Below are 12,729 nucleotides of genomic sequence, written 5' to 3'. Positions count from 1 at the left end.
CCTGGGGGGAGAAGGGGGGAGAACGGGGGGAACCGCTCTCGCACCGTAGCCACCGTCGACTCCAGCATCGGCCGTTCTCCGAAGGCTTTGCCGAGCGACGGCTCGCCCCCGGCGCCCCGGCGCGACTCGACGCCCCGCGGCGTGGTGGCCGGACCCCGGGAGACGACGACCGGTCAGGGCCTCGGACGTCTGCGCTGCCTGCCGAGGGCCACTCGACGCAGGAAGCGAACGCGCCAGCCCCAGCCGGCGGCGGGTGCGACCTCGAGACCGAGGCTCCGGCTCGCCGTGTCCAGGCTGTCCTCGAGGACGGCGTCGTGGAGCGGCCGGTAGAACAGCGGCCACGTCACCCGGGCCGCCCCCGTCGTGTTCATGACCAGCGAGTGGCGCAGCACGGTGCCTCCGCCCGGGGCGGCAGCCGCGACGTACTCGTGGTAGCCGTCGAAGCCCGCAGGAGCCTCGAACCGGAACCGCACCCGCTCGCCCGGCGCGTGCTCCTCGACGTGGTAGCGGACCGGCCCGTGTCCTCCCCGAGCACCGACGCCGAGCGACCGGTCGAAGTGCATCGCGGGCCACTGCCGCACGGGCCACAGCCGGTCGGCGGGTGAGGACAGGCTGTCGATCAACCGGCCCACGACCTCCGGCGGAGCCGCCAGCACGCGTTCGTGGACGTTCTGGACCATGTGACCCCCGGAGCAGGCTCCCGCAGTCGTGCGGTGGACGACGTCTGCAGGAACGGTAGCCCCCGACGCGGGCAGCGGACGGCACGGGCGGCGGACGGCACGGGCCGTGCGCTCGACCGGCTGCGCCGCCCCGAGCCGGCCCTAGATGCTGCCCCGGCGCTCGACCACGAGGATCCGGGCCTCGGGGGCGGGGTGGGCGACGTGCTCGTCACCCGGCTCGGCCACGCAGACGAGCCCCGGCACCAGGCGCTCGACCCGCACCTCGTCGCCCTGCCGGTGGTGCATGTCGACGGCGCCGTCGAGCACGACGAAGACCTCGGTCCCGTCGTTGACGTGCCACACGTAGGGCTGGTCGGTCCAGTGCACCCGGACGGTCGCGTCGTCGATCGAGGCGAGGTCGACGGCGCCCCAGGGGCGGTCGGCGACGTAGGTGGTGGCGTCGAGGAAGCGCACGTCGTGCTCCGTTCAGGGGGTGGGGTCGGGGTCGTACTGGATGCCGCGGCGCACCTGCGCGGCGCGGTCCGGGCCGGCCAGGCGGGCGACCAGGTGCAGGGCCATGTCGATGCCTGCCGACACCCCGGCCGAGGTGATCACGTCGCCGTCGTCGACCCACCGGTCGTCGTCGCGGACCTGCACGGTCGGGTCGATGGCGCGCAGGTCGTCCAGCGAGTCCCAGTAGCTGGTGGCCGGACGGCCCCTGAGCAGGCCGGCGGCGGCGTACACCAGGGAGCCGGTGCACACGCTGGTCATCAGCGGCACCTCCCGGCGCTGCCGGCGCACCCACTCGAGGTGGCCCTCGTCGCGCACCAGTCGGCGTGTGCCGCACCCGCCCGGGTGCACCAGCACCTCCAGCGCCGGCGCCTGCGCCACCGAGACGTGGGCGCCGAGCACGAGGCCCTTGGCGCCGGTGACGGGCCGGCCGTCGGCGGAGAGGCAGAAGGCGGACCAGCCGTCCTCGGGGTGGGTCTGCGTCCAGTGCGCCAGCACCTCCCACGGCCCGGCGGCGTCGAGCTCCTCGACGCCGTCGAAGAGGAAGAGGCCGATCTGCCGCAGTCCGGCCTCGGTGGCGGGCAGGGCCGGGGGAGAGGTCATGCCACCAGCGTGTCGCCGCCGGCGGGCGACGGCCAGTGGCAGAAGAGGCGGGGTTCGCCAGGATCCTGCCATCATGGCCGCGTGCACCGCGTCGTCGCCCTCGCCCTGCCCGCCGTCGTCGCGTTCGACCTGGCGATCCCGGCCCAGGTCTTCGGCCACCACGACGAGCGCGGGCGGTACTCGTTCACGACCTGCTCCGTCACTCCGGGGCTGGTCGCCTCGACCACCGGGTACGCCGTGCAGGTGCCGTCGGGTCTCGAGGCGCTGGCCGGCGCCGACACCGTCGTGGTGCCCGGCTACGCCCCCCACGACGCACCGCCGCCGCCGGTGCTCGACGCGCTCCGGGCCGCCGCGGACAGGGGTGCCCGGGTGGTCTCGGTGTGCACCGGGGCCTTCGCGCTGGCGGCGGCGGGGCTGCTCGACGGCCGGCGTGCCACCACGCACTGGCAGGACGCCGCCGAGCTCGCCGAGCGCCACCCCGCGGTCGACGTCGACCCCGACGTGCTCTACGTCGACGCGGGGGAGGTGATGACCAGCGCGGGCGTGGCCGCCGGCATCGACCTGTGCCTCCACCTCGTGCGCGCCGACCACGGCGCCCGAGCCGCGGCCCGGACCGCTCGTCGCCTGGTGGTCGCACCCCACCGGGAGGGCGGGCAGGCGCAGTACGTGCAGCGGCCGGTGCCGCGCCCGAGCGCCAGCCTGGCCGCCACCTGCCAGTGGGCGCTCGAGCACCTCGGCGACCCCCTGACGGTGCGGGCGATGGCCGAGCACGCCGGGTGGGCGCCCCGCACCTTCGCGCGTCGTTTCGTGGAGGAGACCGGGACGACGCCGCTGCGGTGGCTCTCCGCGCAGCGGGTCCTCGAGGCGCGCCGGCTGCTGGAGGCCACCGACCTCTCGGTCGACCAGGTCGCGGCTCGTGCCGGTCTCGGCACGGCGGCCAACATGCGGCTGCACCTGGCTCGCGACGCCGGCACCACGCCGACGGCGTACCGCCGTGCCTTCCGGGGGCGGCCGGGCGTCTAGCCGGGGGAGTTGTCAACCTGGGTTGACGAATCGGTGCCGTCAACGTAAGTTGACAGACGTGTCCGACGTCCAGCCGTTGCCGAGTCCCGAGGAGCCGGAGGCGGCGTTCGCCTCGGTGGTGGCGCTGCGCCGACTCGCCGGCCAGCTCGAGGTGGCCGCGGCGGTCGAGGCGATCGCCCAGGGCTGGACGTGGGCCCAGGTGGGCGAGGCGCTGGGCATCAGCGCCCAGGCCGCCCACAAGAAGCTCGCACCCGAGGTCCGCGCACGTCGCGGCGCCCGCTGACCAGGAGGAACCGTCGATGGGACTCGTCAACGCCGTGCGCGACGTGCGCACGATCAAGCTGCTGCTCTCCCGGGCCGAGGTCGAGGCGCGCAACGCAGGGGAGGGGACCCCTGGACCGGAGCACCTCCTGCTGGCCGCCGTCGGGCTGCCCGACGGCACCGCGGCCCGCGCCCTGGAACGCGTCGGCGCGGACGCGCCGCGACTGCGGGCCGCCGTCGAGGCGTCCCACGCCAGCGCACTGACGGCGGTGGGCATCCAGGCCCTGCCTGCCACCGACCACCCGGTGGAGCTGCGCGGCGCGGCCGCCGGCGCGTTCCGCTCCACGCCCCAGGCGCAGCAGGTCTTCCAGGACGCCGTGACGCTGTCGAAGGCGACGAAGCCGTCGAGGCTGCTGGGCGCCCACGTCGTGGCGGCCGCCTGCGCGCTGCAGCACGGCACCGTGGCGCGTGCCCTCGCGACGCTGGGTGTGGATCGAGACCGCCTCCGCGAGGCGGCTCACGCAGCTGCGGGGGAGACCCCGTGAGGTCTCGCCGCACCCGTCGGGCCGTCGCTCACCGCTGCCCGTGGTCGTCGGGACCGTCGTCGCCCGGTCCCGTCACGTCGGCGAGCAGGTCAGTCAGGAGGCCGAGCTCGCCGTCCAGGCGCCGGCGCTCGGCGTGCAACCGATCCACCTCGTGCTGCAGCGCGGCCGCGAGGTAGGTCGTGCGCTCGGCTGGTGGGGTGTCGAGACAGGGCAGCAGCTGGGCGATCCGGCGGCTGCAGAGGCCGGCTGCGAAGAGGTGCTGGATCCGCACGACGCGGTCCACCGCCCCGTCGTCGTACCGGCGCCACCCGTTCTCGCACCGGGTGGGAGCAAGGAGCCCCTGCGCCTCGTAGTAGCGCAACGAGCGCGGGCTCACCCCGGTCGCTCGGGCGAGGTCACCGATCCTCACCGCGGCCTACCGCTCCTCAGTGGTCGATCGCACGCACTGCTGCGTGCGGTGTTCGAGCGAGGGTCGGCGCCTGCTCCCCGGCGCAAATGGGGGGATCGACGCTTCTCGCTCGCGGCTTAGGCCAGCCACGAGGCGTAGAAGATCCCGAGCCCGGCCGCGACGCAGACCCCTGCGACGATCCAGAAGCGGACCACCACGGTGACCTCGTCCCAGCCGAGGTGCTCGAAGTGGTGGTGGATGGGGGTGATCCGGAAGAGCCGACGCCCCGTGCCGGTGAGTCGCCGCGTGAGCTTGAAGTAGCTCATCTGGATGAGGACCGACATGGTCTCGAGGACGAACAGCCCAGCGATGACGGCCATCAGCAGCTCGGTGCGTGACAGGATCGCCAGGCCGGCCAGCGCCCCTCCAATGGCGAGGGAGCCGACGTCCCCCATGATGATCCGCGCCGGCTTGGCGTTCCACCAGAGGAAGCCGAGGCATGCTGCCGCGACGGCGGCGGAGAACACCGCGAGGTCGAGAGGATCGCGCACCTCGTAGCACTGTGACTCCACCACGGTGGGCCGGGGCGAGCCGCACAGCTGGTTGTTCTGCCAGACGTTCACCATGGCGTATGCGCCGAAGATCAACGTCGAGGCGCCAGCCAGCAGCCCGTCGGCGCCATCCGTGAGGTTGGCGGCGTTGGACGTCGCAGTCACGATGAACCAGATCAGGAGCAGCACCACGACCAGGGGAAGCTTGACCCCCCAGTCACGCGTGGTCGACAGGTACTGCGACGCCGGCATGACGCCGCGCCCATCAGCGAAGAAGCACGTGGCGAGGATGCCGAAGACCAGCGCGATCGCCGTCTGTCCAGCGATCTTGGCCCGACCGGACAGACCAGCGTTGTTCTGGGTGTAGACCTTGATGAAGTCGTCGAGGAAGCCCACGACCCCGCAGCCGAGGAACAGCAGCAGCACGAGCAGGCCGCTGGCGCTCGGCCGGCCGCCGGTCGAGATGGTGGCGACCAGGTAGGCCGCCGTGGCGCTCAGCAGGATCACCAGACCGCCCAAGGTCGGCGTGCCCCGCTTGACGTGGTGCGTCGTCGGCCCGTCGTCCCTGATCGGCTGGCCGAACCCGTGCCGGGTGAACCATCCGATGGCGAACCGGGTGCCCAGCAACGAGCAGACCACCGCCAACCCGCCGCTCAGAACTATCGCCCGCACAGAGTTCCCCGTCCCTCGGCCACCCGGATGGTCGATCCCTCCAGGGCAGGAGGGGAGTCGTCTCGACGCGATTGTCAGGTAAAGGAACGGTGCGGCGGCCGAGGCGCACCGGGCCGGGGCGAAGTCCTCGACGGGATCGCTGACTGAGCTGCAAGCGCTGGGTCCGTCGGGTGGCGGTGCGGGCGCCTCCGGTTCCAGAGCTGGGGGATGGGACGGCGCAGTGGCCCCCGATGAACCATCCGCGCCGTGCTGGTCTGTACGCCGAACCGACTCACGGAAGGCCTGACGCGATGCGGAAACTGACCTACAGCATGAACGCGAGCCTTGACGGCTACATCGCCGCGCCCGGCGACGACCTCGGCTGGAGCGTGCCTAGCGACGAGCTGTTCCAGTGGTGGTCCGACAGGGTGGGGGCGACGGACCTGGCGCTGTACGGACGCAGGCTCTGGGAGACGATGAGCTCCCACTGGCCCACCGCTGATCAACAGCCCGGCGTCACGCCGGCGCACGTCGAGTACTCCCGCCGCTGGCGGGACATGCCGAAGGTGGTGTTCTCCTCGACGACCACCGTGGTCGACTGGAACGCCCGTCTGGTCACCGGCGACGCCGTCACCGAGATCAGCAGGCTGAAGACCGAGGGCGACGGGCCGATGGACGTCGCCGGCGCCACCCTCGCCGCGGCGGCCATGCGGGCCGGGCTGATCGACGAGTACGTGATCGTCACCCACCCGGTCCTGGTGGGCGGCGGCACGCCGTTCTTCACGGTCCTGGACAGCTGGGTCGACCTGGACCTGGTGGAGACCCGCACCTTTCCCGACGGCGTGCTCCTGACGAGGTACCAGACCAGGCGCTGAGCACCCGGACCACGGGTGCCGGGGAGTGGACCCAAGCCCGGCAATCTCGCTCGTCCCGTGCGGCGCGAATGCGCAAGGTGACATAATCTAAGTTATCGGCACTGTTCGGAGTGGGCTGGAAGGGGCGTCCGGCCGGTTGCGCGTGTCCTGTGGGTGGTCCTGCTAGCGACCGTTCAGGTCCTGGCCTTGCAGCCACACGAGACCGCGGCCCCGGTGGTCGTCCACGACCAGGGCGATCGCACACGTGTTCCCGCCGGATGCCTGCGCGCGCGCCCAGTCGTGGACGTCGAGGAACTCGTGACCGGTGAAGTCGTAGGTGGCCGTGCTGGCTGACTCGTGTGGACCGACTGTCGTCTGGACGTAGACGCGAAAACGTGGATTGTCGTCCTCCCACGAGCTGTCGCGCTCGTCGACGGGAATGATCGATCTCGACCCGGGTCGCATCGCCCTAGCGTGCCATCAGGCGGACTGGCCGACCCGAACGAGGAAGGCCAGGGACCGTTCGGTGAGCAGCGCAGCCGCCGCCGCGTCGTACGACGGAAGGCTGCGGTCGACGAACAGGTGCTGGTCACCGGCATAGGTGAACAGCTCGGCGTGGTCCGGTCCGACCGACGTGACCAGCTCCTGGGCGGCCGGGAGGTCCTCCTGGAAGAACTCGTCGCCCTCGGCGCCGTGCACCTGCACCGGGACGCCGTGCGGCCACGGGCCGAAGGCGTCGTCACCGGTGATCGGGATGCAGGACTCGTAGAGCAACGCCCCGCGGGCACCCGGCCGGGTCTGGGCCAGCAGCTGGGCGCGTGGGACGCCCCACGAGAAGCCGGCGTAGACCAGCGCCGCCGGCAGGTCCGCGACGACCGCCTCGACGCGTTGTGCCACGGCTCCGTCGTCCAGCCCCCGCAGGTAGGCGAAGCCGTCGGGGATCGCGTCGAAGACGTGGCCGTCGAAGAGGTCGGGCGCGTGCACGGTGTGACCGGCCGATCGGAGGTCGTCGGCGAACGCCTGCATGCCTGCAGTGAGGCCCTGCACGTGATGGAAGAGCAGCACCTCTGCCATCGGACCTGCTCCCCTGGGTCGTGAACGTCCGCCTGGCGCACGACTCTAGGGCGCACTCGGCCGCCGGTCCACCGGTCCGGGCGGAACGGGGCTCAGCTCTTGCGCCACACCGACACGTGGCTCCCGCTGGTGGCCAGGAAGGGGCTCCCCGTCCAGTCGGCAGAGCGTGACTCGAGCTCCATGCCGGCGAGCTGCGCCATCAGGTCGCACTCCGCCGGCCAGGCGTACCGGAAGTGCCCGGACCCGTAGCGGATGCTCCCGTCGGCGTCGCGGTGGTAGTGGTGCGACGTGCACGCCTGGGTGACCAGGTCGTAGGTGTCGAACACCAGGTGCTCCGGGTCGACGCTCATCGGCACCGCGTCCCCGCCCGGTGACAGGCGGTGGATCGGGGGCACCCACAGCTCGACCACGAACCGACCGCCGGGTCGCAGGTGACGCGCCGCGTTCGCGAAGCACTGCACCTGCTCGGCCTGCGTCTGCAGGTTCGAGAGGGTGTTGAAGACCAGGAGCACGAGTGAGAAGGTCCCCGCGCCGGGCACCACCGTGGTGGCCATGTCGCCGACCACCACCGGGAGCCGTGCCTCGTCGACCTTGCCCCGGAGTCGGGCCACCATGGGCTCCGACAGCTCGATCCCCGTCACGGGTACGCCGCGGGCCGCCAGGGGGACGCCGATGCGGCCGGTGCCGATCGCCAGCTCCAGCACAGGGCCGTCGCCGGCCAGGCGCTCCAGGACGTCGACGGTCGGACCCACCACCTCGGGGGCGAAGTGCGACGCGGCGTCGGCGTCGTAGCTGGCGGCGGTCTCCTCGTCCCACACCTCGCTGCTCGTCACGACGCTCAGCGTTCCACGCGAGCCGAGGCGGTCGCCACACGTTTGCGGCGTCCCGTGCACTCGGCGCGACGGACGTGCTCGCGTGCGATGCTGCCCACCGACGAGCACGGAACGACCGCCGGGGAGGCGTGATGCGCATCGCAGTAGCCGGTGGCACCGGGTTGGTGGGCCGCCTGGTCGCCCACGAGGTGGCCGAGGCCGGCCACACCCCGGTGGTGCTGGCTCGGTCGCGCGGGACCGACCTGACCACGGGTGCGGGACTGCGGCAGGCGATGACGGACGTCGAGGTCGTCATCGACGTCAGCAACGTCGCGACCACCCGGCGCTCCGCCGCGGTGGCCTACTTCGAGACGTCGACGCGACACCTGCTCGCAGCGGGCGAGGACGTGGGTGTCCGCCACCACGTGGCGCTGTCCATCGTGGGGGTCGACCGGGTGCCGTTCGGGTACTACCAGGGCAAGCTGGCCCAGGAGCGGCTCGTGCTGGACGGACGGATCCCGGCGAGCGTGGTGCGGGCGACGCAGTTCCACGAGTTCGCCGGTCAGGTGCTCGACCGGGTGCGGGGACCGGTCGCCCTGGTGCCACGGCAGCTGATCCGACCGGTCGCCGCCGCCGAGGTCGCAGCGGTGCTGGTGACGCTGGCCCGAGGGCCTGCCACCGGGCTCGGGCCCGAGCTCGCCGGTCCGAAGGAGGAGCAGCTGGTCGACCTGGCTCGGCGCACCCTGGCGGCACGAGGCCGGCGGCGACCGGTGGTCGGCGTGCGTCTGCCCGGCGCGGCCGGGTCGGCCATGGTCTCCGGCGGCCTGCTCCCCCGCGGCGACAGTGCCCGGGTCGGCCGGCAGACGTTCGAGGAGTGGCTGGCCACGTCGGTCAGGTGATGACCGCGATTGACGCGAGGCGCGCCTGGTCAGCGGACCGCGGTCCTCGAGACGACCGGCGTTGCTCCCCCGGCCAGCTCCACCGCCGCGGCCGCGCGGTCCCGATGCACGTCGCCGGTGCTCAGCGGCACTGGACCACCGACGGTTGTCCGGTCGTCGAGTTGGGCGCGTGGCGCCGATCCCCTCGTTGGTCGAGCAGGGCGCGCCAGCGCCGATCCCCTCGTTGGTCGAGCAGGGCGCGCCAGCGCCGGTCCCCTCGTTGGTCGAGCAGGGCGCGCCAGCGCCGGTCCCCTCGTTGGTCGAGCAGGGCGCGCCAGCGCCGATCCCCTCGTTGGTCGAGTAGGGCGCGCTAGCGCTCGTATCGAGACCCCGCAACGTGCTCACGAACCGGTGGAGAACGACTGCACTCGAACACGTGTTCGAGTAGAATGAGGTCATGACCTCGACCGCCCTCCGCCCCCGCCGACAGGGGCCCGCAGCAGGCTCGCTGCTGGAGCGGGCGAGGTCGTACCGGCAGGCCGCAGACGTTGCCGAGGTGGGCCTGTTGACCACGGCGGTGGAGTGGGCTGCCGAGAACGAGCTGGAGCCCGGCGACCGAGACCTCGCCGCGGCCGTTCCCGGGACCGACCAGCAGCTCGCGGTCGCCGGCGAGGGCGCGCCACTGGTGTCGGAGTTCGCGGTGGTGGAGCTCGCCGCCGCTCTCGGGATGAGCAGCGACGCCGGGATGCGGTACGTCGGCCACGCCCTCGAGATCGCGCACCGCTTGCCGCGACTGTGGTCGCGGGTGACCGCTGGTGACGTGCAGGTGTGGCGGGCCCGCCGGGTGGCCGACCAGACCCTCGCGCTGAGCCCGGACGCCGCGGCGTTCGTGGACCGCCACGTGGCCCCGGTGGCGTCGAAGATCGGGTTCCGCGCCCTGGACCGGCTGGTCGACGAGGCGATCGTCCGTCACGACCCCGAGCAGGCGCGAGCACGGGCGAAGAAGGCCGCGGCCGACCGGTGTTTCGACGTGGACACCTCACAGGTGTCGGTGTTCGGCACGATGCACGTGCAGGGCGACCTCGACCTCGCCGACGCCTTGGACCTGGACGCCGCGGTCGCGCACTGCGCCGCTCAGCTGGCCGAGCTGGGATGCACCGAGTCGCTGGACGCCCGCCGCGCGATGGCGGTCGGTGAGATCGCCCGCGCCCAGACCGCCCTCGACCTGACCCGCGACGACACCGAGGCAGACCGGACGCCGCGTCGACGACCGGCCCGGCAGGTGGTGCTGCACGTCCACCTCAGCGACGCTGCCCTCCACGACGACGCCGACCTGCACCTTGCCCGGGTGGAGAAGACCCGCAGCCTCGTGACCGCCGAGCAAGTGAAGACCTGGTGCGCCAGCAGCGGTACCGCGGTGACCGTCCGCCCGGTCCTCGACCTGACCCAGCAGATCGCCACGGACGCCTACGAGGTCCCCGACCAGTTGCGGGAGCAGGTCGTCCTGCGTGACGGCACCTGCCGCTTCCCGCACTGCACCCGCCCCGCCCGGTCATCTGACGTCGACCACATCACCCCCTACCGGGCGCTGGCCGACGGCGGCCCACCCGGCCAGACGTCGACCGCCAACCTCGCGTGTCTGTGCAGGCGCCACCACCGGGCCAAGACCCACGACGGCTGGACCTACACCCGCACCGCGGCCGCGGCGTTCGAATGGGTCAGTCCCCACGGACACCGGTACGCCGTCGCCCCGACTGGCACCACCCACCTCACCTGACCGCGCCCTCCCCCGATCGTTGGTCGGCAGGGCGCGCTAGCGCCCGTGTCGAAACCCCCGCCGCCAGCGCCGGGACCTGCCCTGGGCAAGTCCCAGCGGACGGTTCGGTGGTCTCGATACACCTCGTCGCTGGCGTGGTTCCTGAGGAGCGAGCGCAGCGAGCGTCTCGAAGGGCTCCTCGGCACTCGACCAGCGAGGAGGGGCCAGTTCGTCGGTCGGCAGCGCGCCCCGCGCCCGGTCCCCCGTTTCGTTGGTCGGCAGGGCGCGCTGGCGCCCGTGTCGAAACCCCGCGGCCCGCGCCGGGACCTGCCCTGGGCGCGTCCCAGCGGACGGTTGCGGGGTCTCGATATACCTCGTCGCTGGCGCTCCTCGGCACTCGACCACCGAAGAGCGGCCCGTCCGATGGTCGAGCAGGGCGCGCAGCGCCCGTGTCGAAACCCCCGCAGCCCACGCGCTGGGACCTGCCCCGGGTCACGAAGGCCGTTGCCGGGGTCGACGGCGGTCAGTGGTGCTGACGGATCAGGTGATGATGGCGGCAGACCGGGCGTGCTGGAGCAGGTCGTCGCTGCGCAGCTCGCGGTTGACGACCTCGACGGCGATGTGGCTGAGCCGGCGGCTGTGGTCGCGGGCGTAGCCGCGCAGCACGTTGAAGGCCTCCTCCATCTCGAGGTGGCCGGCGTCGGCGACGACCCCCTTGGCCTGTTCCACCGCGATGCGACTGGTCAGGGCGTGCTGCAGCTGCGCGTGGATCGCGGCGCGGTCGGAGGCGGAGCGCTCGTTGACGATCGCGACGCCGGCCACGTGCACCAGCGCCTGGGCCAGCGCGACGTCCTCAGGGTCGAGGTCGCCGACATGCTCGCCGAAGAGGCCGAGGGCCCCCATCACGGTGTCGCGCAGCCGCATGGGCAGCGCGTGGACGGACACGAAACCGGCCCGACGCGCGCCCTCGGCGAAGCGTGGCCACCGCCCGGCCTCGGCCAGGTCGGGGACCAGCACGGCCTCACCACTGTGGAAGCAGTCGAGGCACGGGCCCTCGTTGCGCTGCAGCTGGAACAGCTCCAGGTGGCGGGTGCGCTCCGAGGACGCGGCGACGACGTGCAGCGTGCCCCCCGCGTCGCTCAGCAGCAGGCCCGCCGAGGCGACGTTGAGCAGCCGCGCGCAGCTCGTGGTGAGGTTGGAGAGCAGGTCCACCATGTCGTACTCGCCGACCAGCTCGTTGGACAGCTCGACGAACGCCCGCACGATGTCGCGCTCGCGGTGCTCGCCGGTGTCAGGAGTGTCGCTCATGGATACCTCCTCCCCTGCCGTGCTGGTCGTCGCGGTCCAGGAACAGCCGGCGCTCGAGGATGGCCCAGGCGACGTCGCTCGCGGTCTGCCCGGTGGCGATGGCGTGGGCGCGCAGGCGCACCAGCGCCTCGGGGGGGTCGACGTCGAGCTGCGAGATGAGCATGCCGGTAGCCTGGTAGACCTCGATCCGGTCCATGTCGGCGAGGAGACCCCAGGCGTCCTCCCCCTGCGCCATCAGCTGCGCGTCGAGGCCGCCGTCGGCGTCGAACGTGTCGCTGGCGAGCAGGTCGAGCAACGGCAGCGTGGCGAGCTCGGCGGCCAGCATCGCGCCGGTGAGCTGCTCGTCGGCCAGCGGCCCGGGGCCCTCACGGAACAGGTCCAGCGCGCCCACGCACACCGAGGTCATCATGATCGGGAGCGCGAACACTCCACGGATTCCGTCGCCGAGGACGGCCCCGGTGAACGCCGGCCACCGCCGCTCGTGCGGGGCGTCGAGGTCGGGCACCAGCACCGGCTCGCGTGAGGACACCGAGTCGAGGCAGGGCCCCTCGCCGAAGGTGAACTGGTACTCGTCGAGCCGCCGGCTCGATTCGCTGCTCGACCCGAAGGTGCCGCGCGAGGCCCCGTCGAAGATCATCGAGACCGCAGCGCCGTCCACCCCGAGCAGGGGCACGCACGCCGCGCACAGCTCGTTGGCCGCAGAGAGTCCGGGCGCAGCCCCGGTGACGGCGGCGTTGAGCGCTGACCGCATCGCGTCGACTGAGGGAGCCACCGCGCCCCCTCCCCTGTCGCCGGCCACGGGCCGAGCCCCGCTGTCAGCGGGAACGTTTCGTCGACACTAGCCGGTCGGGGCGAT

Annotated in this window: 16 protein-coding genes; 6 read left to right on the top strand and 10 right to left on the bottom strand. The window is 72.7% G+C overall.

What is annotated here, in order from left to right:
* Positions 1-173: 173 nt before the first annotated feature.
* From AC4OR8_RS16570 to AC4OR8_RS16560, 3 genes are all read right to left on the bottom strand, one after another.
* Positions 174-680 (bottom strand): hypothetical protein, encoded by a 507-nt coding sequence (locus AC4OR8_RS16570; protein ID WP_492166693.1) that lies wholly within the window; start codon positions 678-680, stop codon positions 174-176.
* A 141-nt stretch (positions 681-821) separates the two neighbouring features.
* Positions 822-1,133 carry a cupin domain-containing protein gene (locus AC4OR8_RS16565; protein ID WP_492166692.1) on the bottom strand — a complete coding sequence of 104 codons (312 nt, stop codon included), beginning with the start codon at positions 1,131-1,133 and terminating at the stop codon, positions 822-824.
* A 12-nt stretch (positions 1,134-1,145) separates the two neighbouring features.
* Positions 1,146-1,772, bottom strand: a complete 627-nt coding sequence (locus AC4OR8_RS16560) for a DJ-1/PfpI family protein (RefSeq protein WP_492166691.1) — start codon at positions 1,770-1,772, stop codon at positions 1,146-1,148.
* Between the two features lie 81 nt (positions 1,773-1,853).
* On the opposite strand from AC4OR8_RS16560, the gene AC4OR8_RS16555 reads away from it, so the two are divergent.
* From AC4OR8_RS16555 to AC4OR8_RS16545, 3 genes are read left to right on the top strand one after another with little or no spacing between them, the layout of a single operon-like run.
* Positions 1,854-2,795: a helix-turn-helix domain-containing protein gene (locus AC4OR8_RS16555; RefSeq protein WP_492166690.1), complete on the top strand. Its 942-nt coding sequence runs from the start codon at positions 1,854-1,856 to the stop codon at positions 2,793-2,795.
* A gap of 58 nt (positions 2,796-2,853) precedes the next feature.
* Complete coding sequence (locus AC4OR8_RS16550) at positions 2,854-3,078, top strand: hypothetical protein (protein ID WP_492166689.1); 225 nt, start codon at positions 2,854-2,856, stop codon at positions 3,076-3,078.
* A gap of 16 nt (positions 3,079-3,094) precedes the next feature.
* The gene (locus AC4OR8_RS16545; protein WP_492166688.1) at positions 3,095-3,601 is read left to right on the top strand and encodes a Clp protease N-terminal domain-containing protein; all 507 of its coding nucleotides are present in this window, start codon (positions 3,095-3,097) and stop codon (positions 3,599-3,601) included.
* Positions 3,602-3,629: 28 nt separating this feature from the next.
* On the opposite strand, the gene AC4OR8_RS16540 is transcribed toward AC4OR8_RS16545, so the two are convergent.
* Positions 3,630-4,010, bottom strand: coding sequence for a MerR family transcriptional regulator (locus tag AC4OR8_RS16540; protein WP_492166687.1), 381 nt, complete (start codon positions 4,008-4,010; stop codon positions 3,630-3,632).
* A 116-nt stretch (positions 4,011-4,126) separates the two neighbouring features.
* A complete protein-coding gene (mraY, locus tag AC4OR8_RS16535; protein ID WP_492166686.1) occupies positions 4,127-5,212 on the bottom strand; it encodes a phospho-N-acetylmuramoyl-pentapeptide-transferase in 1,086 nt (361 codons plus the stop codon).
* A gap of 290 nt (positions 5,213-5,502) precedes the next feature.
* Between mraY and AC4OR8_RS16530 the strand changes: the two genes are divergently transcribed.
* Entirely contained in the window at positions 5,503-6,066 is a 564-nt protein-coding gene (locus AC4OR8_RS16530) for a dihydrofolate reductase family protein (RefSeq protein WP_492166802.1), read from the top strand.
* A 162-nt stretch (positions 6,067-6,228) separates the two neighbouring features.
* On the opposite strand, the gene AC4OR8_RS16525 is transcribed toward AC4OR8_RS16530, so the two are convergent.
* The 3 genes from AC4OR8_RS16525 to AC4OR8_RS16515 all read right to left on the bottom strand — a co-directional run bounded on the left by AC4OR8_RS16525 (position 6,229) and on the right by AC4OR8_RS16515 (position 7,952).
* Positions 6,229-6,510 (bottom strand): hypothetical protein, encoded by a 282-nt coding sequence (locus AC4OR8_RS16525; RefSeq protein WP_492166685.1) that lies wholly within the window; start codon positions 6,508-6,510, stop codon positions 6,229-6,231.
* Between the two features lie 15 nt (positions 6,511-6,525).
* Positions 6,526-7,119, bottom strand: coding sequence for a dienelactone hydrolase family protein (locus tag AC4OR8_RS16520; protein WP_492166684.1), 594 nt, complete (start codon positions 7,117-7,119; stop codon positions 6,526-6,528).
* Positions 7,120-7,211: 92 nt separating this feature from the next.
* Positions 7,212-7,952: a class I SAM-dependent DNA methyltransferase gene (locus AC4OR8_RS16515; RefSeq protein ID WP_492166683.1), complete on the bottom strand. Its 741-nt coding sequence runs from the start codon at positions 7,950-7,952 to the stop codon at positions 7,212-7,214.
* A gap of 131 nt (positions 7,953-8,083) precedes the next feature.
* Here AC4OR8_RS16515 and AC4OR8_RS16510 point away from each other — a divergent pair, with 131 nt between their 5' ends.
* Both AC4OR8_RS16510 and AC4OR8_RS16505 read left to right on the top strand, forming a co-directional pair.
* Positions 8,084-8,830, top strand: coding sequence for an SDR family oxidoreductase (locus AC4OR8_RS16510; RefSeq protein ID WP_492166682.1), 747 nt, complete (start codon positions 8,084-8,086; stop codon positions 8,828-8,830).
* Positions 8,831-9,266: 436 nt separating this feature from the next.
* Entirely contained in the window at positions 9,267-10,586 is a 1,320-nt protein-coding gene (locus tag AC4OR8_RS16505) for an HNH endonuclease signature motif containing protein (RefSeq protein ID WP_492166681.1), read from the top strand.
* A 519-nt stretch (positions 10,587-11,105) separates the two neighbouring features.
* On the opposite strand, the gene AC4OR8_RS16500 is transcribed toward AC4OR8_RS16505, so the two are convergent.
* Positions 11,106-11,873 (bottom strand): GAF and ANTAR domain-containing protein, encoded by a 768-nt coding sequence (locus tag AC4OR8_RS16500; RefSeq protein ID WP_492166680.1) that lies wholly within the window; start codon positions 11,871-11,873, stop codon positions 11,106-11,108.
* Positions 11,857-12,645, bottom strand: a complete 789-nt coding sequence (locus AC4OR8_RS16495; protein ID WP_492166679.1) for a GAF and ANTAR domain-containing protein — start codon at positions 12,643-12,645, stop codon at positions 11,857-11,859. Before AC4OR8_RS16495 ends, AC4OR8_RS16500 begins: the two co-directional genes overlap by 17 nt.
* Positions 12,646-12,729: the final 84 nt, after the last annotated feature.

It is taken from the genome of Nocardioides sp. FY1077 (assembly GCF_058681775.1).
This window is presented reverse-complemented; position numbering and strand designations above follow the sequence as displayed.